22 protein-coding genes and 1 other RNA gene are annotated in these 26,382 nt (G+C 70.1%); 8 read left to right on the top strand and 15 right to left on the bottom strand.

All coding sequences use genetic code 11. The annotated features are described in order from the left end of the window. Window positions 1–19: 19 nt before the first annotated feature. Together ffs and DY262_RS04590 are read left to right on the top strand one after the other, a co-directional pair. Window positions 20–116, top strand: an RNA gene (ffs, locus tag DY262_RS04595) — signal recognition particle sRNA small type. Between the two features lie 14 nt (window positions 117–130). Next, window positions 131–484 (top strand): DOPA 4,5-dioxygenase family protein, encoded by a 354-nt coding sequence (locus DY262_RS04590; RefSeq protein ID WP_116957790.1) that lies wholly within the window; start codon window positions 131–133, stop codon window positions 482–484. A gap of 138 nt (window positions 485–622) precedes the next feature. Here the strand turns inward: DY262_RS04590 and DY262_RS04585 are convergent, their stop codons facing one another. The 4 genes from DY262_RS04585 to DY262_RS04570 all read right to left on the bottom strand — a co-directional run bounded on the left by DY262_RS04585 (window position 623) and on the right by DY262_RS04570 (window position 8,802). Further along, window positions 623–1,564, bottom strand: coding sequence for a hypothetical protein (locus tag DY262_RS04585; protein ID WP_116957789.1), 942 nt, complete (start codon window positions 1,562–1,564; stop codon window positions 623–625). Window positions 1,565–1,694: 130 nt separating this feature from the next. Continuing rightward, a complete protein-coding gene (locus DY262_RS04580) occupies window positions 1,695–3,002 on the bottom strand; it encodes a TIGR03862 family flavoprotein (RefSeq protein WP_116957788.1) in 1,308 nt (435 codons plus the stop codon). Next, on the bottom strand, window positions 2,999–6,271 hold the full coding sequence (locus DY262_RS04575; RefSeq protein ID WP_116957787.1) for a UvrD-helicase domain-containing protein: 3,273 nt from the start codon (window positions 6,269–6,271) through the stop codon (window positions 2,999–3,001). The genes DY262_RS04580 and DY262_RS04575 overlap by 4 nt, the downstream gene beginning before the upstream one ends. Next, window positions 6,268–8,802, bottom strand: a complete 2,535-nt coding sequence (locus tag DY262_RS04570) for a PD-(D/E)XK nuclease family protein (RefSeq protein ID WP_116957786.1) — start codon at window positions 8,800–8,802, stop codon at window positions 6,268–6,270. Before DY262_RS04570 ends, DY262_RS04575 begins: the two co-directional genes overlap by 4 nt. 213 nt (window positions 8,803–9,015) lie before the next feature. On the opposite strand from DY262_RS04570, the gene trxA reads away from it, so the two are divergent. From trxA to DY262_RS04550, 4 genes are all read left to right on the top strand, one after another. Then, window positions 9,016–9,348 (top strand): thioredoxin TrxA, encoded by a 333-nt coding sequence (gene trxA / locus DY262_RS04565; RefSeq protein WP_070397983.1) that lies wholly within the window; start codon window positions 9,016–9,018, stop codon window positions 9,346–9,348. A gap of 206 nt (window positions 9,349–9,554) precedes the next feature. After that, a complete protein-coding gene (rho, locus tag DY262_RS04560) occupies window positions 9,555–10,817 on the top strand; it encodes a transcription termination factor Rho (protein ID WP_070397984.1) in 1,263 nt (420 codons plus the stop codon). 170 nt (window positions 10,818–10,987) lie between these two features. Then, window positions 10,988–11,242 (top strand): type B 50S ribosomal protein L31, encoded by a 255-nt coding sequence (locus DY262_RS04555; protein WP_070397985.1) that lies wholly within the window; start codon window positions 10,988–10,990, stop codon window positions 11,240–11,242. A gap of 110 nt (window positions 11,243–11,352) precedes the next feature. Then, a complete protein-coding gene (locus DY262_RS04550; protein ID WP_116957785.1) occupies window positions 11,353–13,056 on the top strand; it encodes an ArnT family glycosyltransferase in 1,704 nt (567 codons plus the stop codon). A gap of 27 nt (window positions 13,057–13,083) precedes the next feature. On the opposite strand, the gene phoR is transcribed toward DY262_RS04550, so the two are convergent. The 7 genes from phoR to pstS all read right to left on the bottom strand — a co-directional run bounded on the left by phoR (window position 13,084) and on the right by pstS (window position 19,843). Beyond that, window positions 13,084–14,406 (bottom strand): phosphate regulon sensor histidine kinase PhoR, encoded by a 1,323-nt coding sequence (gene phoR, locus DY262_RS04545; RefSeq protein ID WP_116957784.1) that lies wholly within the window; start codon window positions 14,404–14,406, stop codon window positions 13,084–13,086. A gap of 58 nt (window positions 14,407–14,464) precedes the next feature. Further along, window positions 14,465–15,196 carry a phosphate regulon transcriptional regulator PhoB gene (gene phoB / locus DY262_RS04540; RefSeq protein WP_116957783.1) on the bottom strand — a complete coding sequence of 244 codons (732 nt, stop codon included), beginning with the start codon at window positions 15,194–15,196 and terminating at the stop codon, window positions 14,465–14,467. Further along, entirely contained in the window at window positions 15,193–15,894 is a 702-nt protein-coding gene (phoU, locus tag DY262_RS04535) for a phosphate signaling complex protein PhoU (RefSeq protein WP_070397988.1), read from the bottom strand. Before phoU ends, phoB begins: the two co-directional genes overlap by 4 nt. Before the next feature lie 39 nt (window positions 15,895–15,933). Further along, window positions 15,934–16,761, bottom strand: coding sequence for a phosphate ABC transporter ATP-binding protein PstB (pstB, locus tag DY262_RS04530; RefSeq protein ID WP_245980814.1), 828 nt, complete (start codon window positions 16,759–16,761; stop codon window positions 15,934–15,936). Window positions 16,762–16,799: 38 nt separating this feature from the next. Continuing rightward, entirely contained in the window at window positions 16,800–17,654 is an 855-nt protein-coding gene (gene pstA, locus DY262_RS04525; RefSeq protein ID WP_116957782.1) for a phosphate ABC transporter permease PstA, read from the bottom strand. 19 nt (window positions 17,655–17,673) lie between these two features. After that, window positions 17,674–18,666, bottom strand: coding sequence for a phosphate ABC transporter permease subunit PstC (gene pstC / locus DY262_RS04520; protein WP_116958005.1), 993 nt, complete (start codon window positions 18,664–18,666; stop codon window positions 17,674–17,676). A 145-nt stretch (window positions 18,667–18,811) separates the two neighbouring features. Then, entirely contained in the window at window positions 18,812–19,843 is a 1,032-nt protein-coding gene (pstS, locus tag DY262_RS04515) for a phosphate ABC transporter substrate-binding protein PstS (protein WP_070397991.1), read from the bottom strand. Window positions 19,844–20,039: 196 nt separating this feature from the next. Here pstS and DY262_RS04510 point away from each other — a divergent pair, with 196 nt between their 5' ends. Then, complete coding sequence (locus DY262_RS04510; RefSeq protein ID WP_116957781.1) at window positions 20,040–21,527, top strand: Ppx/GppA phosphatase family protein; 1,488 nt, start codon at window positions 20,040–20,042, stop codon at window positions 21,525–21,527. A gap of 72 nt (window positions 21,528–21,599) precedes the next feature. After that, the gene (locus tag DY262_RS21745; RefSeq protein ID WP_181936416.1) at window positions 21,600–22,061 is read left to right on the top strand and encodes a hypothetical protein; all 462 of its coding nucleotides are present in this window, start codon (window positions 21,600–21,602) and stop codon (window positions 22,059–22,061) included. A 7-nt stretch (window positions 22,062–22,068) separates the two neighbouring features. On the opposite strand, the gene DY262_RS04500 is transcribed toward DY262_RS21745, so the two are convergent. The 4 genes from DY262_RS04500 to DY262_RS04485 are packed head-to-tail and all read right to left on the bottom strand — an operon-like array spanning window position 22,069 to window position 26,357. Continuing rightward, window positions 22,069–22,551: a SixA phosphatase family protein gene (locus DY262_RS04500; protein ID WP_116958004.1), complete on the bottom strand. Its 483-nt coding sequence runs from the start codon at window positions 22,549–22,551 to the stop codon at window positions 22,069–22,071. A 25-nt stretch (window positions 22,552–22,576) separates the two neighbouring features. Continuing rightward, window positions 22,577–24,655, bottom strand: a complete 2,079-nt coding sequence (ppk1, locus tag DY262_RS04495) for a polyphosphate kinase 1 (protein WP_116957780.1) — start codon at window positions 24,653–24,655, stop codon at window positions 22,577–22,579. Further along, window positions 24,652–25,575, bottom strand: coding sequence for a UDP-2,3-diacylglucosamine diphosphatase (locus DY262_RS04490; protein ID WP_116957779.1), 924 nt, complete (start codon window positions 25,573–25,575; stop codon window positions 24,652–24,654). The genes ppk1 and DY262_RS04490 overlap by 4 nt, the downstream gene beginning before the upstream one ends. Beyond that, a complete protein-coding gene (locus DY262_RS04485; protein WP_116957778.1) occupies window positions 25,575–26,357 on the bottom strand; it encodes a GNAT family N-acetyltransferase in 783 nt (260 codons plus the stop codon). Before DY262_RS04485 ends, DY262_RS04490 begins: the two co-directional genes overlap by 1 nt. Window positions 26,358–26,382: the final 25 nt, after the last annotated feature.

The raw sequence follows: 26,382 nt of genomic DNA, 5'->3' as shown, positions 1-26,382 counted from the left end.
GTCGCCTACAATCGCGGGTGACGGGCCTTCCCGCATGGTGAAGCGGCCAACCGGGTCAGGTGGGGAACCAAGCAGCCCTAACTGTGGAGCCAGTGCCGGGGTCAAGGCTCGTCACCTTCTTTCTCTTCCCATGTCCCCGCGCGATCCCTCTTCCATCGCCAGCTGGCACGCCCACGTCTACTTCGACGCCGCCACGCGCGACGCGGCCTGGGCCCTGCGGGAATTGATCGCCAGCGATCTGGCCGAGCGGGTGCAGATCGGCCGTTTCCACGAAAAACCCGTGGGGCCACACCCGATGTGGTCGTACCAACTGGCCTTTGAGGCCGACCAGTTTTCGTGTGTGACCAGCTGGCTCGCGCTCAACCATGGCGCGCTTGATGTGTTCATCCACCCCAACACCGGCGATGAACTGGGCGACCACCGCGACAGCGCCTTGTGGCTGGGCAGGTCGTATGCGCTGGACCTCAGCGCCTTGAGCGACTGAATTAAGCGACCGAACAGCGCCCGCCTAGCGGCGGGAGGCGGCTTGGCGATTCATCCGCCCCAAACACAACGGGAGATGCCGACAGCATCTCCCGTTGAGGTGGATCGCGATGCTGGTGCACCGCGCATCAGCGCGTCCTTACAGCCCCGCGTTCGCGAGTTCGTTGTACAGCTTCATGAACCGGTTGGCTTCCGCGGGCGGCACGCGGACGAGGAAGGGCGTATTCCACAGCAGGTGGTGAAGCGCCTCGGTGCGAGTGCCGAATGTGATGCCATCGAATCCGTTCAAGGCTTGGATCGAACGCCCCCCCTTGGCCAGTTTTTCCGTCCCCCCCGTCGTGATGAACGTCAGCAGGTCCGACACCGGTTGGCCCGCGGATGACCGCGCCTCGAAAGGGTTCTCGCCGCCGTACGTCTGACGCGCATAGGCGGTCACGGCGGCGTCGAGTTCGCGAGACCATCTGACGCGGCCTTGGCGCATCGCGTCGTATCGTTCCTGCAGTTCATGAGGAAGTGCAGGATGGAACGCCGACACGACCGCATCGAGTTCCACGAGAGGGCTCGCACTGGCAGCACCAGACGCCAGCTTCTGTCGGGCAAGCGCCGTCAGCTGGTTGCCAAAGCCGGTCTCTTTCAAGAATCGGTCTTTCTCTTCGCGGTGCTGGAAACGCTGAAAGGCTCCGCTGGAGGGGTCGGCCAGTGTGCGTACCGCCGCGCGCAGCTTCGGTGTCACGTCGAACGCATCGCTGCCGTTCTTTTCAGCGATTTGCGCCACGAATGTCGCCGCTTCGCGCACCGTGGGATCCGGGTGGAACAGGTTCTCGACGCCCAGTTTGTGAAAGAACCGGTGGGTATCCCGGTTGATGGCATCCATGCCTTTCTGACACCGCTTGAACCAGTTGGGCGTCGCCATCGACAGCTCTCGAAACCCCGGCAGCTTGAAGACGAAGGCTTGCTTCGCCTGGGGATTGCGACCGAGCACCCTATCCACTCTTTGGGCGGTGGCGCTGCCCTGGTCGACGGGCACCTGCGGCGCTGTCACGGGAGTCGATGAACGCTTGATGGCGGTGGGTTGGGTCATCGAAGGGCTTTCACGAAGGAAGGAGATGAGGGCAAATGGCAACCCCGGATGGCCGGGGCCTGCGCTGAGTAACGGGCCCCAGGGCAAAGTTCATCCGCGCCCTTCGCCACCGCCACCCAGCCCTGGCCGTTCAGCCCGGCCGCACCCAGCGCCGCATCGCCTCTCCCGCCCACGCCCCGCTGGCCAGGCTGGCCGTCAGCAGGTAGCCCCCCGTGGGTGCCTCCCAGTCGAGCATCTCGCCCGCCACGAACAGGCCGGGCCGCCCGCGCGCCATCAGGCCCTCGTCCAAACACGCCAGGCGCACGCCGCCGGCCGTGCTGATGGCCTCGGCCATCGGGCGGGGGCGGATCAGGCGCAGCGGCAGGGCCTTGATGGCGACCGCGAGGCGCGCGGCGTCGTGCATGGCCTCACGGTCCAGGCATTCGTTGAGCAAGGCGAGCTTGATGCCGTCGAGCCCGAGCCGGCCCTTCAGGTGGCTGGACAGGCTGCGCGAGCCGCGCGGGTGCGCCACCTCCGCCAGCACCCGCTCGGCCGAGCGGTCGGGCAGCAGGTCAACCCACAGCGTGGCCGAGCCCTCACGCGCGATGCCTTCGCGCAGCGGCGCCGACAGCGCATAGACCAGGCTGCCTTCAACGCCGGTGGCGGTGGCGACGAACTCGCCGCGATGCCACTGCCGCGCATCGGGGCGCGCGTCCGGCCGCGCGGCGGCCGGCGGCGGCCCGCCCACCGCCACCGCCACGGTCTTGAAGGGCTGGCCCGCCCAGCGCTCGGCGAACACGGCGCTCCAGCCCTCGGCCACCCCGCGCGCCGGCGCGCCCGCCACGTCGAAGCCGCAGTTGGCGGCCCGCAGATCGGCCACGTCGAGACCCGCCTCGCGCAAGCGCGGCACCCAGGCGCCGTCGGAACCCAGGCGCGGCCAGCTCGCACCGCCCAGGGCCAGCAAGGCGGCGCGCGCGTGCACCGTCCGCTCGCCGTCGGGGGTGTGGAAGCGCAGCCCACCATCGGCGCCGAAGCCCAGCCAGCGGTGCCGCATGTGGAAGTGCACGGCCTCGCCGCCCGGCGCCGGGTGCCGCAGCCGGTGCAGCCAGGCGCGCAGCAGCGGCGCGGCCTTCATGTCGGTGGGGAACACCCGCCGCGAACTGCCGACGAAGGTGCCGATGCCCAGGCCCTCGGCCCAGTCGCGCACCTGCTGCGGGCCGAAGCGTTCGAGCAGGGGCCTCAGCGCCCCGGCGCGTTCGCCGAAGCGCGAAACGAAGGCGTCGAAGGCTTCGGCGTGCGTGAGATTGAGGCCGCCCTTGCCGGCGAGCAGAAACTTGCGCCCCACCGAGGGCATGGCGTCGAACAGGTCCACGGGCACACCAGCGCCCGACAGCACCTCGGCCGCCATCAGGCCCGCCGGGCCACCGCCGACGATGGCCACGCGTTGATCAGGCTTCATTCCCCGCTCCATTCGAACACCCGCCCTTGCGGGTTGATGAACGCCAGGCGCAACGGCTCCCCGGGGTGGATGGCCGACACCGCCGCGCGGTAAGCCGCCATCTGCTCGCGGTGCGCGGGCACGGTGTGCGGCGCTTCGTGGGTCTTGAAGTCCAGCACCCACCAGGTGCCGCTGGCGCGCTCGCGCACCAGGCGGTCGAGGCGGCGCAGCTGCCCGCCGTGCAGCAGCTCCACCTCGTTGCCCCATTGTTCGACGAGCCCGTCGTCCCAGGCCCAGGCCGCTTCGCCGCGCACGATGCGTCGCGCGGCCTCGACGGCCCGGGCGCCGCCGGCGGCGTCGAGCGCGTGCCGCTCGGCGGCGGCGCGCTGGTGCGTGGGGGTCCAGTCAAACCCGCGCGCGGGTGTGGGGCACCACTGCAGCAGCTGGTGCACGGCGCGACCGAAACGGGTCTGCTCGTCGGCCTCGGCCGCTTCGGTGTCGGCCACCGGTTCCGGGGCCACGCGCAAGCCGGGCAGCGCGTGCAGGACAAACGGCTCGGCGTCGGCCCGCGCGGCGGGCGCGGCGGCCTCGGGCGCGGCCAGCGGCTCGGCGAGCGGCGACAGCCGCTGCCACCAGGACGCGCCGGTGCCCGCGCGGCCGGGCTCGAAGCTGGACACCACGAGCCGGCGGCCCGCGCGCGTCATGGCCACGTAGAGCGCGTTGAGTTCTTCCAGCGAGCGCGCGCGGCGCTCGGCGTCGAGCAGCGCCTGGGCGCAGAGCGGCGCCGACTTCTCGCTCGCCAGGAAGACGAAGCGGCGCGGCTGCGGCGCCTCGCCGGGCCAGTCGACCAGCACGCCCATGGTTTCGGCGCGCGCGGGCGCCGCGTCGGTGTCGAGCAGCAGCACGGTGTCGGCCTCCAGGCCCTTGGCGCCGTGGATGGTGAGCAGGCGCACCGCGCCGGGCGTGGCCACCGGCGGCAGCGGCGTGCCACCGGCCTTGAGCGCGCGCACGAAGCGGTAGGCGCTGAGGAAGCGGCCACCTTCGTGGTCGAGCGCCTGCCCCAGCAGGGCCTGCAGCTGCGCCAGCGTGGCGGCGCGCTGCGCAGGCGGCACGGCGCGCAGGTAGCGCGCGGGCAGATCGCCGTCGCGGAACACGAGCGAGAGCGCGTCGTGCGGCGGCAGGTTCAGCAGTGCCTCGCGCCAGGCCCGCCAGCGGGTGGCGGTGTCGCGCCACAGCGGCGGGACCTCGGCCGAGCCGGCCGCGTCCTGCAGCACGGGCCACCAGCGCGCGCCCGCGCCGGCCGCGCGCACGGCGGCGGCCAGCGCGGCCAGGTCCTCGTCGCCCCAGCCGCCGATGGGCGAGCGCAGGGCGCGCGCCAGGCTCAGGTCGTGGCCCGGGGACACCAGGGCGTCGATGAGCGCGATGACATCCTGCACGGCGGGCGCCTCGGCCAGGTCCAGCTTCTCGGGCTGTTCGCTGGCGATGCCGCGCTCGCGCAAGGCTTCATGCATCCAGCCCAGGCGCTCGCGCTTGCGAGCGAGCACCATCACCTCGTCGGCGCGCAACCGGCCGGCGGCGATCTCATCGGCGATCCAGTCGGCCGCCTGGCGGGCCTCCCGCTCGCTCATCAGGTCCTCGGCCAGGTGGCGGGGCGTGGCCAGGCTGTCGCGCCAGGCGCTCGGGTCCCCCGCCTCTGTGGGGGTGCGCGCCTCGCGCGGGACCACGGGCAGGGACAGCACGGCGCCCGCCTGCGGGCTGGCGGTGGTGTGGGGGCGGAAGGCCGCGCCCACGGCCTCGCCGTACTCGCCCGCGTCCACGGCCCGCTGCAAGGCGGTGTTGACGGCGTCCACCACGGCGATGGCGCAGCGGCGCGTGTGGTCGCAGGCCAGCAGCGAGCCGCCCAGGCCCTCGACCACGAAAGCCTGGGCCGCGCGGAACACCTGCGGCTCGGCGCGGCGGAAGCGGTAGATGGACTGCTTGGGGTCGCCGACGATGAAGACGCTGGGGGCCTGTCCCGGCCCGGCGCCCGCGTAGGCCGAGAGCCAGCCGTACAGGGCCTGCCATTGCAGCGGGTTGGTGTCCTGGAATTCGTCGATGAGCAGGTGGCGCACGCGCGCGTCCAGGCGCTGCTGCAGCCAGCCGGAGAGCTCGGCGTCGCCCAGCAGGCGGCGCGCCGCGCCCTCCACGTCGTTCATGTCGACCCAGCCGCGCTCGCGCTTGAGCTCGGCCAGCGCGCTCAGCAGCACACGCGTGAGCCGCGCCAGCCGCTGGTGGTGCACCCAGGCGCGCTGCTGGCGTTCGGCCTGCAGCGCTTCTTCGATGCGCGCGTGCGCGGCCTGCACGGCGGGCAGCGCGTCGGCCTGCTCGCCCAGCTTGCGCGGCGTGCCCTTGGCGGTGGTCAAGGCAGCGATCGCGGCGCGGCCGTCGCCGGCCGACACCGCCTGCTCCAGTTCGCGCGCGGCGGTCTCGGCCTTCTTGGCCTTGGCGAGGCCACCCAGCGCCGCCGCCGCGGCCAGCAGTTCGGCGCGGAAGCGCTCGCCGCACACCAACCAGGCCAACGGGTCGTCGCCCGCGCCCGCCCAGTCGGGCATCTGCTCGGCCAACGGCCGCACGGCGCCGTCGACGGCGCCCGCGCTGTCGGCCCACTGGAACTCCACCCGCTTGGCGACCGCGTTGCGCAGCGCGGCCAGGGTCTGGTGGCGACCGATGTCGGCCACGCTGGCGAAGAAGTCCTCGCGCGCGGCGGCGTCCTGCGCGAGCGCGGCATAAAAACGCGGCCACAACCGCTGAAGGATGGCGCTGTCGTCTTCCTGCAGCTCGTACTGGGGCGGCAAGCCCAGCTCTTGCAGCACGGACAGGGGCGCGCCGCGCAGCAGCGCCGCGAACCAGCTGTGGAAGGTGCGCAGCTGCACCGGACGGCCGTGTTGGCGCAACCACTCGCGCAGGCCGCGCGCGGCGGGCACCAGGGCGCTCGCGGCGGCCTCGTTCAGGCCGCGCATCACCAGCGCGGCGCACAGTTCGTCGTCGCTCAGCCGGGACCATTCGGCCACCGCCTGCTGCAGGCGCTCGCGCATCTCGCCCGCGGCCTTCTTGGTGAAGGTAATGGCCAGGATGTCCTGCGGCAGCGCGCCGTCGAGCAGCGCGCGCAGGATGCGCGAAACCAGCATCCAGGTCTTGCCGGCGCCGGCGCAGGCCTCCACCGCCACACTGCGCGCCGGGTCGCAGGCGCGGGCATAGAAGGCCTCGGGGCCAGCAGGCTGGCCATCGACGCGGTAAGCAAGCCCGCTCATGGCAGTCCCTGCACGCCGTCGGTCGACGGGGTCCAGAAATCCTTGCGGCACAGGCCGCGCGCCGCGCAGTACTCGCAGGCCATGCCCTCGCCCAACGCCCGCATGGCGGCACCGCCGGCCACGCGGTCGAGGTCGTGCACCAAGCCCTGCACGATGGCGTCGCGCGCCGCCAGCACCTCGGTCTGCTCGATCAGCTTCGCGGGTTCGTCGCGCTCGCCGCGCGTGTCGGCGATGCTGAGGTAGGCCGCGCGCAGGCGCGGCTCGGACAGCAGCGCGGCGTAGAAGGCCAGTTGCGTGTCCTCCATCGGCTCCTTCACGCGCGCCTCGGTGCGCGCGCGGCTCTCGGTTTTGTGGTCGATGACGAAGCTCTCGCCGCCATCGGCGTCGCGCCGCGCGTCGATGCGGTCGAGCCGGCCATACAAGGCCCAGCGGCCCGCGCGCTGCTCGCGCTCGGCCTCGGCCGCCACGAAGCGCCAGCCCTCGGCCTCGTGCGGCCAGAGCCAGCGCAGGTAGGCCTCGCGCAGCGCGGGCCAGACGGCGCGGTACGGCAGGAAGCCGCCGGCCTGCACCTCATCACCCAGGCCCATGTCCAGCGCCACACGCTCGGCCAGCGCGTCGAGCGCGGCGCGGTCGGCGTCCTCGCCCGGGCGATCGTCGCCGCGCGCTTCGTGGAAAGCGCGCAGCACCGCGTGCAGCCAGTTGCCCAGGTCGCCCTGGTCGGGCTCGGTGTCGAGCTCGTCCACCTCGTCGAGCCGCAACTGGCGGCGCGCGAAGAAGCGGTAGGGGCAGGTGCGCAGGTCGTCGTAGGCGCTGGCGGACAGGCGCTCGGGCAGCAGCGCGGGCGCGCGGGCCGCGGGCGGGGCCGTGCCGCCCGCGGGCACGGCGCTGGCGGGCAGCAGCTCGCTGGCCGGGCGCGGTTCGATGCCGTCGATGAAGGCGCTGGGCAGCAGCGCCTCGCCGGCCTCGTGGCGGCGCCACAGCGCGTCCACCGGCGCGCCGTCGAACAACTGCGCCCAGGCCGAGGCCTCGGCGCGGGCCAGGGCCTCGCGGTCGGGCAGGCCCAGCAGCGCGCGCTGTGCGGCGGTCCAGGCGCTGTCGGGTTCGGGGCTGGCGCTCAGGTGGCGTTCGTCGCTGCCGGGCGCCACCACGGCGGCCACGCGGCGGCCCAGGCGCTGCGCCATCGGCAGCACGACGACCTGCGGCGCGCCGGCCACGGTGGGCTGGAACACCGCGCCCTCGAGCACGTCGCGCACCCAGGCGGCGAAGGCCGTGAGCGGCCAGCGAGCCTTGGCGCCGCGCTCACCGGCGGCGGCCTCACCCAGGCCGTCGAGTTCGTGCGCGCCCTCGCCCAATCGCAACACGCCAATCAGTTGGCGGCCGGCTTCGTCGGCCTGCAGGGCAGCCCACTGGCCGCTGCGCTCCAGGGCCGCCGCGGTGTCCTTGAGCCACAGGAGCAAGGGGCGCGAGGCCTGCAGTTCGGCGCGCTGGGGATCGATGTCGGCGCCGCGCCAGTCCAGCGGCACGGCGGACCAGCGCGCCACACCCCGCTGCCGCAGCCGCCGCTCCAGCGACTCCACCGCCAGCGGCGGGAAGGCCGGCGAGAGCTTGAGCCAATCCAGCACCTCGTCGGTGCTGGCGCGCGCGTCCGCCGCGCGCAGCAGGGCCATCAGGCTGGCGGCCGCGCGCGTGGTGGACAGCTTCCAGCCGGTCTCGTCGCGCAGGCGCACGCCGGCGCCCACCAGCAGCGCGCTCGCACGGCGGGTGAGCAAGCGGTCGTTGGCGATCAGCGCCACCGGCGCACGCCCGGCGTTGAGGTGTTCGATGGCGCAGGCGGCCGCGGCCTGGGCCTCGGCCTCGAAGTCCTCGCAGGCCCACACGCGCGGGGCCGGCTCGGCGGGCGCCGACCAGGCGAGCCGAGCGGCGCGATCACCCCAGTGGGCCAGCAAGGCCTCGGCCAGCGGGTCGGGGTGGTGGCCGGGCAGGCACAGCAGGCGGTCGGCGTCGGCACCGGGTGCGGCCAGCGGTGACCACAAGGCGTCGGTGACGTAGGCCGAGCTGCCCGCCCAGGTGATGGCCAGGCTCGCCACCAGCGACTCCCATTGCGCGGCGGCCGAGCCCAGCGTGGCGGCCAACGCGGCGCGGCGGTCCTCGGCCCAGGCCGCGCGCCGCTCGGGCGGCTGCGCGGCCGCCAGCGGGGCCAGCTGCCGCGCGGCGCCGATGAGGCGCGCCACCAATTCGCGGCGCAGGCCGGGCTCCAGGCGCTCGCGCACCACGCGCTCTATCCAGGCGGCGGCGACCAGCGCGTCGCGCGCCATGTCGTGGCTGATGTCGTCCGAGCCCGGCCGCCAGGGAGACAGCGCGGCGGCCCAATCGCGCGCCGTGGTGAAGCGCGGCGCGAAGCCCGAGGCCAGCGGCGCACGGGCGGCCCAGGCGCGGCGCGCCTCGGCCACGAGCGCTCCGTAGGGCAGCAGCACGACCACGCGCGACGGCGCCAGGCCCGCCTGGGCGACCTGGCGCGCCAGTTCGTCCATGGGCAGGCGCCACGCGCACGGCATCCCGCCGTCCTGCACAGCGCCGGCCACAAGGGCTGACTCGTCGTGAGGTCTCGCGGGCGCTGGCGTCATGGATGGGGGGTTTCTGTCACAATGCGGCCGCTTGCACGAGGGAGCCGATGTCGTCGCCCGGCCTGCCGCAAGCGCCGCACTGTAACCTCCCACCGCTCACCGAACACCCAAGGACGAACCATGGCCAGCGACCTGATCAAACACGTTTCCGATGCCAGCTTCAAGGCCGATGTGCTGGACAGCAAAGCCCCGGTGCTGGTGGATTTCTGGGCCGAATGGTGCGGCCCCTGCAAGATGATCGCGCCCATCCTGGACGAGGTCGCCGGCACCTACGACGGCAAGCTGCAGGTCGCCAAGCTCAACGTCGACGACAACCGCGATGTGCCCGCCAAATTCGGCATCCGCGGCATCCCCACGCTGATGCTGTTCAAGGACGGCCAGCTCGCCGCCACCAAGGTGGGCGCCCTCAGCAAGGCCCAGCTCACCGCCTTCATCGACCAGCAGTTGGCCTGACCCCCCTCCCTGGCCCGGGCACCCGCCCGGGCCCCGAGCCGCGCGCGGGCTCGGCGACAGGGCGCACACGCAGCGATTCCTGTCATAATCCGCCGCAACGCGGGCAGCAAGCCCGCCGCTTTCCCCCAGCGCAACGTCCGTCATCCGGACCGCAGCGCCCACCTCCCCGCTCATCCCCCTATCGCCTCCGCCCTGGAGTGACGGCTATGCACCTGAACGAACTCAAGGCCCTGCACGTTTCCGAAGTGGTCAAGCAGGCCGAAGCGCTCGAAATCGAAAACACCGGCCGCATGCGCAAGCAGGAGCTGATGTTCGCCATCATCAAGAAGCGAGCGAAAGCCGGCGAACAGATCTTCGCCGACGGCGTGCTCGAGGTCCTGCCCGATGGCTTCGGCTTCCTGCGCGCGCCGGACACCAGCTACACGGCCAGCACCGACGACATCTACATCTCGCCCAGCCAGATCCGCCGCTTCAACCTGCACACCGGCGACATGATCGAGGGCGAGGTCCGCATCCCCAAGGACGGCGAACGCTACTTCGCCCTCAACAAGCTCGACAAGATCAACGGCCTGGCTCCCGAGGAGAACAAGCACAAGATCATGTTCGAGAACCTGACGCCGCTGTTCCCCAAGGAGCAGATGCGCCTGGAACGCGACATCAAGAGCGAAGAGAACATCACCGGTCGCATCATCGACATCATCGCGCCCATCGGCCGCGGCCAGCGCGCGCTGATCGTCGCCCCGCCCAAGAGCGGCAAGACGGTGATGATGCAGCACATCTGCCACGCCATCACCGCCAACCACCCCGACGTGGAGCTCATGGTCCTGCTGGTGGACGAGCGCCCCGAGGAAGTGACCGAGATGCAGCGCACCGTGCGCGGCGAGGTCATCGCCTCCACCTTCGACGAACCGGCCGCCCGCCACGTGCACGTGGCCGAGATGGTGATCGAACGCGCCAAGCGCTTGGTCGAGCTCAAGAAAGACGTGGTGATCATGCTCGACTCGATCACCCGCCTGGCCCGCGCCTACAACAACGTGCTGCCCTCCTCGGGCAAGGTGCTCACCGGCGGCGTGGACGCCAACGCCCTGCAGCGGCCCAAGCGATTCTTCGGCGCGGCGCGCAAGGTGGAGGAAGGCGGCTCGCTGACCATCATCGCCACCGCCCTGGTTGATACCGGCTCGCGCATGGACGAGGTGATCTTCGAGGAGTTCAAGGGCACCGGCAACTGCGAGATCCACCTGGACCGCCGCCTGTACGAAAAGCGCGTCTTCCCTTCCATCCAGCTCAACCGCAGCGGCACCCGCCGCGAAGAGCTGCTGTTGCAGCCCGAGATCCTGCAGAAGACCCGGATCCTGCGCCAGTTCATGTACAACATGGACGAGATCGAGGCCATGGAAATGGTCCTCAAGAGCATGAAGGCGACGAAGAACAACTCCGAGTTCTTCGACATGATGCGCCGAGGAGGCTAAGCCTCCCGCGCCCCCCTGGACGGGGGCCCAGGCCCGCGGCCCGGCCAAGCCGGTCCCGCGCCATTCCCGGCCAGACATTCGCGCTCGGCTATAATCGCCGGCTTTGCTTGGCGGCAAGTACGTCGGAAGGGTTCCGGCGCGGCTGTCGCAACCGACCTCAAGGAACCGCCATGAAAGAAGGCATCCACCCGAACTACCGCCCGGTCTGCTTCCAGGACCTGTCGAACGGCGCCCAGTTCATCATCAATTCCTGCGCCCCCACCAAGGAAACCGTCAAGCTGGACGATGGCCGCGAACTGCCGCTGTTCAAGCTCGACACCTCCAGCGAGTCGCACCCCTTCTACACGGGCACGCAGAAGAGCGTGGACAACATGGGCGGCCGCGTCGAGAAGTTCCGCAACCGCTACGCCAAGGCAGCCAAGTAAGCCTGGCGCCTGATCCCCCAAAAGCAGCCGCCACCGGCTGCTTTTTTTTTGCCCCCGCCGCCACGCGCACGCCGCTTGCCCCGGCCATGCCGCTTGTATAGTCCCCAGCCGTGAACCGCCCGACGCCCGCCATCGTGAGCCAGTCGGCCGTGCGCCGCCTGCCGCGCGTGGCCCTGATTCTGTTCTGCGTGGCCTATGTGCTGCCCGGCTTCCTGGGCCGCGAGCCCTGGAAGAACGCCGACGTCGGCGCATTCGGGGCCATGGCCGAAATGGCCGCCGGCGGCAGCTGGTGGCACCCCGCCGTGCTGGGCCTGCCGGTGGAGGACGCCGCCCTGCTGCCCTACTGGCTGGGCGCGCTGTTCATCAAGGCCCTGCCGTTCCTGCCCCCCGATTTCGCGGCCCGCCTGCCCTTTGGCCTGCTGCTGGCGCTCACCCTGAGCTGCACCTGGTACGCGGTGTACCAGCTGGCGCGCCAGCCCGCCGCCCTGCCCGTGGCCTTCGCCTTCGGCGGTGAGGCGCAACCGGCCGACTACGCCCGCGCCCTGGCCGACGCCGGCTTGCTGGCCCTGGTGGCCTGCCTGGGCCTGGCGCAGTTCTCGCATGAAACCACGCCCGACGGGGTGCGCCTGGCCGCCACCGCCGCCATGCTGCTCGGCGCCGCCCGGCTGGCGCATCCCAGCCTGCCCCGCGCCTGGCGCGGCCTCATGTGGTGGGCGGGCGGCTGGCTGGCGCTGGCGCTCAGCGGCTCGGCCACCCTGGCGCTGACCCTGGGCCTGGGCTGGCTGGCGCTGCTGTGGTTCAACCGCCAGGCTCAGCCCGGCGAAGAACGCCACGATGCCGCCACGCTGGGTGCCGCCAGCGCCGTCGGCGCGCTCATGGCCCTGGGCAGCGCCTGGTCGGGAGCCCTGGCGCTGCCCGACACGTCCCTGGCGCTGAGCCGTCCCTGGGACAGCTGGGGCCGGCTGCTGCTCTGGTTCACTTGGCCGGCCTGGCCGCTGGCGCTCTGGACGGTGTGGCGCTGGCGCCGCCAGTGGCAGCAGCCCCACGTGGCCCTGCCGTTGTGGGCCGCGCTGGTCGTGGTGCTGCACTCCGCGCTGGACCCGGATCGCGACCGCGCCCTGCTGCTCGCCTTGCCCGCGCTGGCCGCGCTGGCCGCCTTCGCCCTGCCCACCTTGCGGCGCAGCGTGGCGGCGCTGATCGACTGGTTCACGCTGCTCTTCTTCTCCTTCTGCGCCCTGGTCATCTGGGTGATCTGGGTGGCCATGATGACCGGCGTGCCGGCCAAGCCCGCCGCCAACGTGGCGCGCCTGGCACCGGGTTTCGTGCCCGAGTTCTCCTTCCTGCTGTTCGCGCTCGGCGCCGCCGCCACGCTGGCCTGGCTGTGGCTCGTGTCCTGGCGGGTGGGCCGCCACCGCGAAGCCATCTGGAAAAGCCTGGTGCTGCCCGCGGCCGGCAGCACGCTGTGCTGGCTTCTGCTGATGACCCTGTGGCTGCCGTTGCTGGACTTCGGCCGCAGCTATGGGCCGATCTCGCGGCGCATCGCGGAGCTGGTGCCCCCGACGTCCTGCGTGCTCGCCGACGGCCTGTCCCAGGCGCAGATCGCGGCCCTGCGGCACCACGGCGGGCTGAGGCTGGTGCGGACCGGCCAGAACGACCCGGCCGGCGCCGACTGCCGCAGCCTGATCGCCACCCCGCAAAGCCAGAGCAGCCTGCACCAGCGCGTCGACCTCACGCAGTGGGCCTTCAAGGCCAACCTCTGGCGCCTCAACGACAGCAAGGAAAGTCTGGTGCTTTACCTGCGCGTGGGCCGCTGAGCCTACCGCGCCTCGGCTCCGCTCGCCTCAGTCCGGCGCCGTGGTCCTCACCCGTGTGGGCGGCAGGGTGATGGTGAAGGTTGTGCCCTGCCCCACCGTGCTCTGCACGTCGATGCGCCCGCCATGCCGCTGCGCCACGTGCTTCACGATCGCCAGCCCCAGGCCCGTACCGCCGGTCTCGCGCGAGCGGCTGCGGTCCACGCGGTAGAAGCGCTCCGTCAGGCGCGGCAGGTGCTCGGCCGCGATGCCGGGGCCCGAATCGCTGACATAGAACTCCGCCAGGCCTTCGTCGTTGATGCGCCAGCCCGGTTCGATGCGGCCGCCGCCCGGCGTGTAGCGTACGGCGTTGCTCATCAGGTTGGACATCGCGCTGATCAGCTCCGTCTTGGCACCCGACACCCAGAACGAGGCGCTGTTCGCCGACGGCTCGATGCGGTGCGGCGTGCTGGCAATCGCCTGGCTCAGGCCACGCGCCTCCTGCACCACATGCTCCAACAACTCCTGCGTGCCGGTCCACTCGCCCGGCCCCGGCGCCGGGCTGCCTTCGAGCCGCGACAAGGTCAGCAGGTCGTTCACCAGCGTTTGCATGCGGTGCGCCTGTTGGCTCATGAGGCCCAGGTACTGCTGGCGCTCCTCTTCGCTGAGCTCCAGGCTCTGCATGGTCTCCACGAAGCCGCTGAGCACCGTCAGCGGCGTGCGGATCTCGTGCGACACGTTGGCCACGAAGTCGCGCCGCATCGTCTCGGCCAGCTGCACGGCCGTGACGTCGCGGGTGATCATCAGCTTGCGCTTCTTGCCGTAAGGGTGGATCTGCAGCGATATCTTGGTCGGCTGCGATGGGCGCGGCCCGATGCCGTCGATGGTGATCTCGTGCCCGAAATCGCCCGCGCTCAGGTAGGCGTTGAACGCCGGGTGACGCACCAGGTTGCGCACGTACTGCCCCAGGTCGCGCTGCGGATCGAAGCCCAGCTGGTTGGACGCGGTGAGGTTGGCCCACTCGATGCGGCCCGTGGCGTCCAGCAGCACCACACCGTTCGGCGAGGCCTGGATCGCGGCCAGGAAGTCTTCCAGGCGGGCGTCGCTGCTGGCGGCCTTTTTCTCCAGCTTCTTGATCAGCTTGCGGCAGCGGTCGAGCAGTTCGCCCCAGAAACCGCCGAGTTCGGGCATGCGCGAGGCATCGGCCTTGTTCAGCCAGCGCAGCACGCGCTGGGCGCGCAGGGCGTCGCGCACGATCCAGATCGAGCAGCCCGCCAGGGCGCCCACGAACGCCAGGGCCGCGCGGTCGGCGGCCCAGCCGACCGCCGCTCCCAACGCCACCAGCAGCAGCAGCTCCAGAATCCGGCGGCTCATGGGGTCACGGGCGCGCAAGCCGCCGCGGTGCGAGCCCTTGCGGGCGGCCGGGCCGGGTTCATGTCGCCGAGAGCGGCGTGCCGGGCGTCTGGCGTGCGGGGCTGCCCATGGCGGTGAGGCGGTAACCCGCGCCGCGCACCGTCTCGACCATGGTCGAGGCCTCACCCAGGGACTCTCTCAATCGCTTGACGTGAACGTCCACGGTGCGCTCCTCGATGAAGACATGGTCTCCCCAGACCTTGTCGAGCAGCGTACCACGGGTGTGCACGCGCTCCGCGTGCTTCATGAGGTAGTGCAGCAGCTTGAACTCGGTGGGCCCCACCTTGAGTTCACGCCCGCGAAAGCTCACGCGGTAGGTGGCCGCGTCGAGTGTGAGCTCGCCCACCTGCACCGAGTCGTTGACGATCTCGGGCGCGCGGCGGCGCAGCACCGCGCGGATGCGCGCGAGCAGCTCCTGCGTGGAGAACGGTTTGGTGATGTAGTCATCGGCACCGGCGTCCAGGCCCTGCACCTTGTCGCTCTCGTCGCTGCGCGCGGTGAGCATGAGGATGGGCACGCTCTTGGTGCGTTCGCTCTTGCGCCACTGGCGCGCCAACACCGCCCCGCTTTCGCCGGGCAGCATCCAATCGAGCAGGATCACGTCGGGCAACACCGCGTCCACCTCGCGCTGTGCGGCCGCGCCATCGAACACGATGGTGGGCGCGAAGCCGTTGTGGCGCAGGTTGACGGCGATCAGTTCGGCAATCGAGGGTTCGTCCTCGACGACCAGGATCCGGGGCAGCTTTCTCATCCGGCAACGGACTCCACTTTGTCGACGGGCGTGTGACGGACGTCTTCGCCCTTGACGATGAAAATGATTTGCTCGGCGATGTTCTTCGCGTGGTCGCCGATGCGTTCGATGGACTTGGCCAGGAACAGCAGGTCCAGGCTCGGCGAGATGGTGCGCGGATCTTCCATCATGTAGGTGATGAGCTTGCGCAGGAAGCCGTTGTACTCCTCGTCGATCTGGTCGTCGGCCTTGATGATGGACACCGCCATCTGCGTGTCCAGGCGCGCGAAGGAGTCGAGCGACTTGCGCAGCAGCGCGGCAGCCAGATCGGCCGCCAGGCGCAGCTCGGAGATCGGCAGGTTGCGCGGCGTGCCGTTGCCGATGATCGATTTGACCATGCGCGCCATGCGCGCCACCTCATCGCCCGCGCGCTCCAGGTTCTGCGTGGTGCGCGAGATCGCCATCAGAAAGCGAAGGTCACGCGCCGTGGGTTGGCGGCGTCCGATCGTGGAGATGATCTCGTGGTCGATCGAGAGCTCCATCTGGTTGATGCGGTTCTCGTTCTCTTCCACCTGGAGGGCGGACTCCAGGCTCATGTTGCCCAGGGCGTAGACCGCCTGGTGAAGCTGGGATTCGACCAGGCCGCCCATCTCGAGCACGTGGGTGGAGATGGAGTTCAGCTCGGCGTCGAACTGGCTGGACAGGTGTTTGTCGCTCATTCGCGTGTCTCCCGTGGGGTTGGCGTCTGCAGGGCCGGGTCAGCCGAAGCGGCCGGTGATGTAGTCTTCGGTCGCCGTCTTGGTCGGCTTGAAGAAGATCTGCTCGGTGGCGCCGAACTCGATCAATTCGCCCAGGTACATGTAAGCGGTGTAGTCGCTGCAGCGCGCGGCCTGCTGCATGTTGTGCGTGACGATGGCGATGGTGTAGTCGGACTTGAGCTCATGCACCAGTTCCTCGACCTTGCCGGTGGAGATCGGGTCCAGCGCGGACGTGGGCTCATCGAGCAGCAGCACCGAGGGCTTGACCGCCACGCTGCGCGCGATGCACAGGCGCTGCTGCTGGCCGCCGGACAGCGACAGGCCGCTCTGGTTAAGTTTGTCCTTCACTTCCTTCCACAGCGCGGCCTTGGTCAATGCCCATTCCACGCGGTCGTCCATGTCGCTGCGCGACAGGTTCTCATACAGGCGCACGCCGAAGGCGATGTTGTCGTAGATCGACATCGGGAACGGCGTGGGCTTCTGGAACACCATGCCGATGCGCGCGCGCAGCAGGTTCAGGTCCTGCTTGGGGTCGAGGATGTTCTGTCCGTACAGGCGGATCTCGCCCTCGGCGCGCTGACCGGGGTACAGGCTGTACATGCGGTTGAGCGTGCGCAGCAGCGTGGACTTGCCGCAGCCCGAGGGGCCGATGAAGGCCGTGACGCGCTTTTCCTGAATGTCCAGCGTGACGTTCTTGAGGCCCTGGAACTTGCCGTAGAAGAAGTTCAGGTTGCGCACCTCGAGGGCGTTGCGCGCTTCGCCCGGGGCGGCGGGCGCACGGCTGGCGGCCAGGTTCTCGGGGCGGATGGCGATGGCGGATTCGGACATGGTCGTGTTCCTTGTGGTGCGGTCGGCTCGCGTGGGCGTCAGGCTTTCACCTTGTCGCGGAAGAACACGCGCGCCAGGATGTTGAGCGCCAGCACGGTGAGCGTGATGATCAGCGCGCCAGCCCAGGCCAGGCGGACCCAGTTGTCGTAGGGGCTCATGGCGAACTGGAAGATCACCACCGGCAGGTTGGCCATGGGGCGGCTCATGTCGGTGCTGAAGAACTGGTTGCTCAGTGCGGTGAACAGCAGCGGCGCGGTTTCGCCACTGATGCGGGCCACCGCCAGCAGCAGGCCGGTGATGACGCCGCTCTTGGCCGCGCGCAGCGTGACCATGAGCGAGACCTTCCAGCGCGGCGCGCCGAGCGCGAAGGCCGCCTCGCGCAGACTGCCGGGCACCAGGCGCAGCATGTTCTCGGTGGTGCGAACGACGACCGGCACGGCGATCAGCGAGAGCGCCAGGCTGCCCGCGTAGCCCGAGAAATGGCCCGCCGTGGCGACCGCGATGGAGTACACGAACAGACCGAGCACGATGGATGGGGCCGACAGCATGATGTCGGTGACGAAGCGCGTGAACTCGGCCACCTTGCTGTTGTCGCCGTACTCGGTGAGGTAGATACCCGCCAGGATGCCCACCGGCGTGGACACCAGCACCGACAGGCCCACGATCATCAGGCTGCCCAGCAAGGCGTTGCGCAGGCCGCCCCCTTCCGACCCCGGGGCCGGCGTGTCGGCGGTGAAGACGTTGAGGTCCAGGCCCGCCAGACCGTTGGAGAACAGGACCCACAGGATCCACAGCAGCACGAAGAGCCCTAGGCCCATGGCGCCCATGGAAAGGCTCAGGCCAACGAGGTTGGTGCGCTGGCGGCGCTTGTAGAGCGATTGGTTCATCTGCATGGTGTGTCTCGCTCGGGGCTCAGGCGCCCTTGGCCTTCTCGGTGCGCAGGATCATCCACTTGGCCAGCGCCAGCACCACGAAAGTGATGCAGAACAGCAGGAAGCCCAAGGCGAACAGGGTGTTGAAGTGCAGGCCCTCGGCCTCGCCGAACTCATTGGCCAGCACCGAGGCGATGGAGGTGCCGGGCGAGAACAGCGAGGTGGGCATGCGGTTGGCGTTGCCGATCACGAAGGTGACGGCCATGGTCTCGCCCAGGGCACGTCCCAGGCCGAGCATGATGCCGCCGATGACGCCCTTCTGCGTGTACGGCAGCACCACCTTGGCGACCACCTCCCAGGTGGTGCAGCCCAGGCCGTAGGCCGATTCGCGAAGGATGGGCGGCGTGATCTCGAAGACGTCGCGCATCACCGCCGCAATGAATGGCAGCACCATGAACGCCAGGATGACGCCCGCCGCCAGGATGCCCAGGCCGTTGGGCGCGCCGCCGAACAGCCAGCCGATCAGGGGCATGCCCATCATCAATTCGCGCACCGGCACCTGAAAGTAATCGGCGAACACCGGTGCAAACACGAACAGGCCGAACATGCCGTAGATGATGGATGGCACGGCCGCCAGCAGCTCGATGGCGGTGCCCAGCGGCCGGCGCAGCCACACGGGACAGGTCTCGGTGAGAAAGAGCGCGATGCCGAAGGCCAGCGGCACGCCGAACAGCATGGCGATGCCCGCGCTGAGCAGGGTGCCGACGATCGCGATGGCGGCGCCGTACTGCTCATTGACGATGTCCCACTCCACGGTCCACAGGAACTTCAAGCCAAAGGTCTTGAAGGTGGGCCAGGCGTTGAGGAACAGGGAAACGATGATACCCACCAGCGCCACGAGCACCAGCAGCGAGAAGGCCTGGGTCAGGCGGTGAAAGACGAGGTCTTGCCATTGCTGGCGGCGGGCGACGGCCATCATGGCGTCGTCGCTGCGCTGGTCACGCGCACCGGATGGGGAACGGGAGGAAGCCATGCTGGTGCCTGCGCTGCGGGTGGTGGTGTTCATCGGACCCCCTTCGGGCCGTTTATGACGGACTGTATGACAGACATCGGACCGAAAAAACCCACCGGCCGGCCTGTGCCCACCGGTGGGTTCGTCGGGGCCCGGGCCCCGACGATCAGCGGGCGATCTGCGACCAGACCTTGTCGCGGATCTGGCCGGTCACCGCGTCGGGCATCGGCACGTAGTCCAGGTCGATGGCGGCCTGCTTGCCGTTCTTGAAGGCCCAGTCGAAGAACTTGAGCACCTCGGCCGACTGCGCCTTGTCGGCCGGCTGCTTGTACATGAGGATGAACGAGGCCGTGCTGATGGGCCAGCTGTCCTTGCCCTTGGCGTTCACCATGGACACGCCCATGCCCGGCACGCTGAACCAGTCCACGCCGGCGGCGGCCGCCGCGAAGCTCTTGTCATCGGGCTGCACGTACTGGCCGTCGGCGTTCTGCAGCGTCATGTGGGGGATGTTGTTCTTCTTGGCGTAGGCGTACTCGACGTAGCCGATCGCGCCGCGGGTGCGGCTGACGTTGGCGGCCACGCCTTCGTTGCCCTTGCCACCCACCGAGGTGGCGGCCGGCCACTTCACGGCGGCACCCTTGCCCACCGCGTCGGCCCAGTCCTTGCTGACGGCGCTCAGGTAGTCGGTGAAGTTGAAGGTCGTGCCCGAACCGTCGGCGCGGTGCACCACGGTGATGGCGGTGTTGGGCAGGGTCTTGCCGGGATTCAACGCGGCGATCTTGGCGTCGTTCCAGGCGGTGATCTTGCCCAGGAACATCTCGGCCAGCACGGGGCCGGTGATGCGCACCGAGCCGGGGGCGAAACCTTCGAGGTTGAACACCGGCACGGTGCCGCCGATGATGGCGGGGAACTGCACCATGGCGTCCTTGTCGAGGTCGGCGCCGCTCACCGGGGCGTCGGAGGCGCCGAAGGCCACCGTCTTGGCGCGGATCTGACGCAGGCCGCCCGACGAGCCGATCGACTGGTAGTTCAGGCCGGTACCCGTCTGAGCCTTGTACATCTCCGCCCACTTGGCATAGATCGGGAACGGGAACGTGGCGCCGGCGCCGGTGATGTCGGCGGCGTGCGCGGTACCGAGGGCGACGGTGGCCATCGCGGCAGCGGCCAGGGCTTTCAGGAGGGTGCGTTTGCTGTTCATGCGAGGGGTCCTCAGGGGTTGCGGAAAAGGCGGACGAACGGACTTTATGGAGGCTGTGTGACAACTGCGTGACATCAAAAGCCCGTCACAAAAAGAACCACCCACGCCACCCCCGCCACCGCCCACGCCCGGGGCATGCGTCACAATCGGCGCCTCGCCTCCCTGCGGGGTTCACCCGCACGCCCCCCATTTCTTCATGCAAAACGGAACCCTCCTCGCCGCCGTTGACCTCGGCTCGAACAGCTTTCGCCTGGAGATCGGCCGCTACCACGCCGGCCACATCGAGCGGGTGGAGTACCTGAAGGAAACGGTGCGCCAGGGCAACGGGCTGGACGAGGAAAAAAACCTGGGTTCGGCCGCCATGGTGCGCGGCTGGGAATGCCTGGCGCGCTTCGGCGAGCGCTTGCAGGGCTTCAAGAAGCAGCAGGTGCGCGCCGTGGCCACGCAGACCTTGCGCGAGGCCCGCAACCGGGACGAATTCCTCAACCGGGCGCAGCAGGTGCTGGGCTTTCCGATCGAGGTGGTTTCGGGCCATGAGGAGGCGCGGCTGATCTACCAGGGCGTCTCGCGGCTGCTGCCGCATTCCGACGAGCGCCGCCTCGTCGTCGACATCGGCGGGCGCTCCACCGAAATGATCATGGGCCAGGGCTACACCGCCGAGGTGCTGGAGTCCTACCGGCTGGGCAGCGTGGCCTGGTCCTCGCGCTACTTCCCGCGCGGCCAGTTCACCGCGTCCACGCTCAAGACGGCCGAGGTGGCCGCCAAGGCCGTGCTGGACGAGGCGCTGGACAAGTTCCCGCCCGCGCAGTGGCACGTGGCCTACGGTTCCTCCGGCACGGTGGGCTCCATCGCCGACATGCTGGGTGCCAACGGCTGGGCCATGGGACTGATCACCCGCTCGGGCCTGGACTGGCTGACCGAGCGGCTGCTGCGCGCCGGCCACGTGGACAACCTGCGCCTCGACGGCCTGAAGGACGACCGCCGTCCCGTGCTGGCGGGCGGCCTGGCGGTGTTGCGCGCGATCTTCGACCTCTACGGCCTGGACCAGATGCTGCCCGCGCAGGGCGCGCTGCGCCACGGCGCGCTGTACGACCTGATCGACCGCGAGAGCGATGGCGGCGATGTGCGCGAGCGCACCGTGCGCTGGCTGGCGCAGCGCTTCTCAGCCGATGAGGCGCAGGCGCGCCGCGTGGGCGAGGTGGCCAACGCCCTGTTCTCGCAGATCGCCGCGCCGGACGAGCAGGACAGCCGCTACTCGCAGAAGCTGGCCTGGGCGGCGCAGCTGCACGAGATCGGCTCACACATCTCGCACGAGCGCAACCACCACCACGGGGCGTACATCCTGGACAACCTGGACGCACCGGGTTTTTCGCTGCGCGAGCTGCACCGCATGAGCGAACTGGTGCTGGGACAGCGCGGCAAGCTGCGCAAGCTGGAGCAGTCGCTGCAGGACGAGCTGTTCGCCAAACAGCTCATCTGCCTGCGACTGGCGGTGCTGCTGTGCCACGCGCGCCAGATGCCCGAGTACCAGGCGATGCGCCTGAACTACAAGTCGGGCGCTTTCAAGCTGTCCACGCCATCGGGCTGGGCTCGGCGCTTCCCGCAGTCTGCCTGGCTGTTGGGTGAAGAGGTACAGGCCTGGCAGAAAGTGTCGGCCTGGAAGTTCACGGCGGACGTCCGCTGACGCCGCCCTGCCTTTTTCATATAAACCGTTTATACGGTTTATACTGAACGCCCCACTAACCGAGGAGCGTTCATGGCGCCTGCCACCGACAAGTCCACCAGCAAGAAGCCCAAGCTCGTTCGCGACAGCTTCACCATCCCGAAGAACGAGTTCGCCGCGATCGAAACGCTCAAGACCCGCGCCATCGCCCTGGGCATCAGTGTCAAGAAGAGCGAGTTGCTGCGCGCCGGACTGATGGTGCTGCAAGGCCTGAGCGACGCCGCCTACAAGGCCGCCGTGGCCGCCGTGCCCACGCTCAAGACCGGCCGGCCGGCCGCCGAAGCGCCCGCCGCCCCGCCGGCCCCGTCGAAGCAGAAGACCGCGGCGAAGCAGCCAGCCGCCAAGAAGGCCACCCGACCCGCCACACAACCCGCCGCCAGGGCCGCGCCCAAGGCGCCGGCCAAAACCGCCGCGAAGCCCACGGCCAAAGCTGCGGCGAAGCCGGCCCCCGCCAGGAAGGCCTCCCCCCGCAAGGCGCCCGCCAAGGCCGCCTGAGCCGGCGTCACAGCATTTCGGGCGTCTGCACCGTCACGACCACGGTCTCGCCCACGCCGGCGCGCTCGCGGTGGCGCAGCCACCACAACGCGCCTTTTTTCACCGAGCAATCGTCCTCGGTGAAGCCCAGCAGGCGCGCGACCACCTGGCCCAGGGTGGGCTGGTGGCCCACCACCAGCACGGGGCTTCTTCCCGCCGGCCACTGCACCAGGTCCAGCAGGGCCTCGGCGCTGGCCTCGGGTGCGATCGCCTCGCTCAGCTTGTAGCGCCGGCCCAGCGCCATCACCGTCTGCTCGCAGCGAGCGGCCGGGCTGCTCCAGACCCGCGCGCCCTCCGGCAGCTGGCGGTCCAGCCAGGCCGCCATCCGCGCGGCCTGCTTCTCGCCGCGCGGCGTGAGCCGGCGCGCCAGGTCGAGGCGGTCGCCCGGCAGGCCTTCGGCCGCGTCGGGGTGGTCCTGCGCTTCGGCGTGGCGCCACAGGATCAGGTCCATGCCGCGCACCGCCATGGCCATGCCTTCAGCCTTTCCCGCCATGCCGGGCCATCAGGCTGGCCTGGGCCGACTGCAAGTGGTGACGCTGGCGCCCCGAGGCGCCCTGCCCGGCCGGCACATAGCGGCCGTCCGGCTGCAGCAGCCAGGCATCGCGCGTGTCGTGCAGATACGCGTTGAGGCATTCGTCCACGATGCGCTGGCGCAAGGCCGGATCGGTCACCGGCCAGGCCAGCTCCACGCGGCGCAGCATGTTGCGGTTCATCCAGTCGGCGCTGGCCAGCCAGACCTCTTCCTCGCCACCCACGCGGAAGTGGTACACGCGCGAATGCTCCAGCAGGCGGCCGATGACCGAGCGCACGCGCACGTTGTCGGTGAAACCCGGCACGCCGGCCGGCAGCACGCAGGCGCCGCGCACGATGAGGTCAATCTTCACGCCCTGCTGCGAGGCCGAAGCCAGCGCGCGCGCCAGCGGTTCGTCGGTGAGGGCGTTCATCTTCAGTGTGATGCGCGCGTCCTGCCCGCGCGCCGCCGCCTCGCCCGCGGCGGCCACCTTGTCGAGCATGGCCTTGTGCAGCAGGAAGGGCGCGATCAGCGCCTTGTTGAGCCGGGCGAGGCGGTTCTGGCTGGCCAGGTGCAGGAAGACCTGGTCCACGTCGGCGGTGAGCGCCTCGTCGGCCGTGAGGGTGCTCAGGTCGGTGTAGACGCGCGCGGTGCCGGGGTTGTAGTTGCCGGTGGACAGGTGTGCGTAGCGGCGCAGGCCCTCGGCCTCGCGGCGCGTGATCAGCAGCATCTTGGCATGCGTCTTGAGGCCGACCACGCCGTACACCACCTGCGCGCCCACGGACTCCAGGCGCTCGGCGTAGTTGATGTTGGCTTCCTCGTCGAAGCGGGCCTTGAGCTCCACCACCGCCGTCACTTCCTTGCCGCGGCGCACCGCCTCGCGCAACAGGTCCATGAGCTCGCTCTTGGCGCCCGTGCGGTAGATGGTCTGCTTGATCGCCAGCACATCGGGGTCTTCCACCGCCTCGCGCAGAAAGGACAGCACCGCGTCGAAACTCTCGTAAGGCTGGTGGATGAGCACGTCGCCCTGGCGCAGCCGCTCGAAGAAGGACTGGCCCGGCGTGAGCTGCAGCGGCCAGCCGGGCAGGTAGGGCTCGAAGCGCAGCTCGGGTGCGTCGACCTTGTCGATGAGCTGGTTCAGGCGCACCAGGTTCACCGGGCCGGGCACGCGGTACAGGCAGGCCTCGGGCAGGCCGAACTGCTCCAGCAGGAAGTCGGACAGGAAGGTGGAGGCGCCGGCCGACACCTCCAGCCGCAGCGCCTGGCCGTAGTGGCGCTGCTGCAGGCCCTTGCGCAGCGCGGTGCGCAGGTTCTTCACCTCTTCCTCGTCCACCGCCAGGTCGGAGTGGCGCGTGACGCGGAACTGCGAAAACTCGGTCACCTGGCGACCGGGGAACAGGTCGCCCAGGTGCGTGCGGATCAGGCTGGAGATGGAGACGAAGTGGATCTGCCGCGAGCCCTTCACCGACGGCAGGCGGAAGAAGCGCGGCAGGATGCGCGGCACCTTGACGATGGCGATCTCGTTTTCGCGCCCGAAGGCGTCTTTGCCCGTGAGGCGCACGATGAAGTTGAGCGACTTGTTCGCCACCTGCGGAAACGGGTGCGCCGGGTCCAGGCCCACGGGCATCAGCAGGGGCTGCACCTCGTTGTGGAAGATCTCGCGCACGTGGCGGCGCTGGCGCGCGTTGCGCTCGCTGTGGGCGACGATCTTGATGCCTTTCTTCTCGAGCGCGGGCAGCAGCTCGTCGTTGTAGATGGCGTACTGCTGGGCCACCAACTCGTGCACCTTGGCCGACAGGGCCTCGAAGGTCTGGGCGGTGTAGAGGCCGCGCGTCTCGTGGGCCTTGGCCGCCGCCAGCTGCGGCGCCATGCGCACCTCGAAGAATTCGTCCAGGTTGCTGGAGACGATGCTGAGGTAGCGCAGGCGCTCCAGTTCGGGCACGTCGGGGCGGCGCGCCCAGTCCATGACGCGTTCGTTGAACGCGAGGATGCTGTGGTCGCGATCGAGGAGGGAAAAGCGCGGAATGGAGGCAGAGCCGATCATGCGCCGATTATGGTTTGGCCGCGCGCATTTTCACCATGCGCGATGCCCTCGGGCAAGGCGCCCGGCGCCCAGTGCACCAACTCCAGCCGGCCGTCCAGGTGCTCCACCAGGGCCGACAGACTTTCCACCCAGTCGCCGTCGTTGCAGTACAGCGTGCCGTCGATGCTGCGCATCTCGGGCCGGTGGATGTGGCCGCAGACCACGCCGTGGTAGCCGCGCGAGCGGGCCTCGGCCGCCACGGCGCGCTCGAAGTCCATCACGTAGTTCAGGGCCTTCTTGACCTTGTGCTTGAGGTACTGGGAGAGCGACCAGTACGGCAGGCCCAGGCGCGCCCGCAGCGAATTGAGGTGGCGGTTCAGGCGCAACAGCAGCTCGTAGGCGTTGTCCCCCAGGTAGGCCAGCCACTTCGCGCACTGGATGACGCCGTCGAAGTGGTCGCCATGCACCACCCACAGGCGGCGACCGTCGGCCGTGAGGTGCACGGCCTCGTTGCTGACCTCGATGCCACCGAACTGGTGGCCGTCGAACTGGCGCGCGAACTCGTCGTGGTTGCCGGGCACGAAGACCACGCGGCAGCCCTTGCGGGCGCGGCGCAGCAGCTTCTGCACCACGTCGTTGTGCGACTGCGGCCAGAACCATTTGCGGCGCAGTTGCCAGCCGTCGATGATGTCGCCGACCAGGTACAGGGTGTCGCTCGGGTGCCGCTTGAGGAATTCCAGCAGCTGGCGCGCCTGGCAGCCGGCTGTGCCCAGGTGCAGGTCGGAGATGAAAACGGCCCGGTAGCGGGCGCGCTCCGGGCCGTCGGGGGTGTCGTCGCCGTCGTCGTCGGCCCCCAGGTCGATGGGCAGGACACCACCGGCCGCAGCCGGCAGGCGCGAACGCGCCGCCCAGCCACCCAGTGCATCAAAAGCGGATCGCATCAGGCGTTCCCCAACAGGTGTTTGCGGTAGCGAGCGGGCAGATCGCCCAAGCGCATCAGCATGGGCAGGTCGGCGGTGTTGAAGTCCGGGTCCCAGGCCGGCGGCCCCAGTACCTTGGCGCCCAGCCGCAGGTAGCCCTTGATGAGGGCCGGCGGCTCCACCTCGAGCGAATCGTCCAGCCGGTCGACGGGCAACGGCAGGCGCGGGCGAACGTGCCAGTCGATGGGCGCCAGGTGGCGCTCGCGCACCTGGCGCCAGAGGCTGGCGGCCAGGCGGCCGTCGTGCTGCATGGGGATGCTGGCGCAGCCGATCATCACGTCCAGCGCATTGCGCTGCATGAAGTCGCCCAGCGCGCCCCACAGCGCCAGGATCACGCCGCCCTGGCGATGCGCCGGGTGCACGCAGCTGCGGCCCAGCTCCACCATGCGCTCTCGCACCTGGCGCAGGCGGGTGAGGTCGAACTCGGTGTCGCTGTAGGTGCTGCCCACGCGGCGCGCCTGCACGGGCGTGAGCACACGGTAGGTGCCGACCACCGCGCCGGTCGCGGCGTCGCACACCAGCAGGTGCTCGCAGAAGTCGTCGAAGAGGTCGATGTCGTGGCCGGGCAGCGGCGTGGACAGCCGTGCACCCATCTCGCCCGCGAAGACCTCGAAGCGCAGGCGCTGCGCCGCGCGCACGTCGTCGAGGTGGCGCGCCCAGCGCACCTGCAGGCCGCTGGCGCGTTCGGGCGCGGGCGGGGCCATGGGCGGCGCCGGCGCCGCGGAGATCAAGGTCTTGTCCATGGCCTTTCATGCTGCGCCGCTTGCG

This window comes from Hydrogenophaga borbori, from assembly GCF_003417535.1.
GTDB lineage: Bacteria > Pseudomonadota > Gammaproteobacteria > Burkholderiales > Burkholderiaceae_C > Hydrogenophaga > Hydrogenophaga borbori.
The sequence above is the reverse complement of the archived record's forward strand: the minus strand, read 5'-3'. Positions and strand labels throughout refer to the sequence as shown.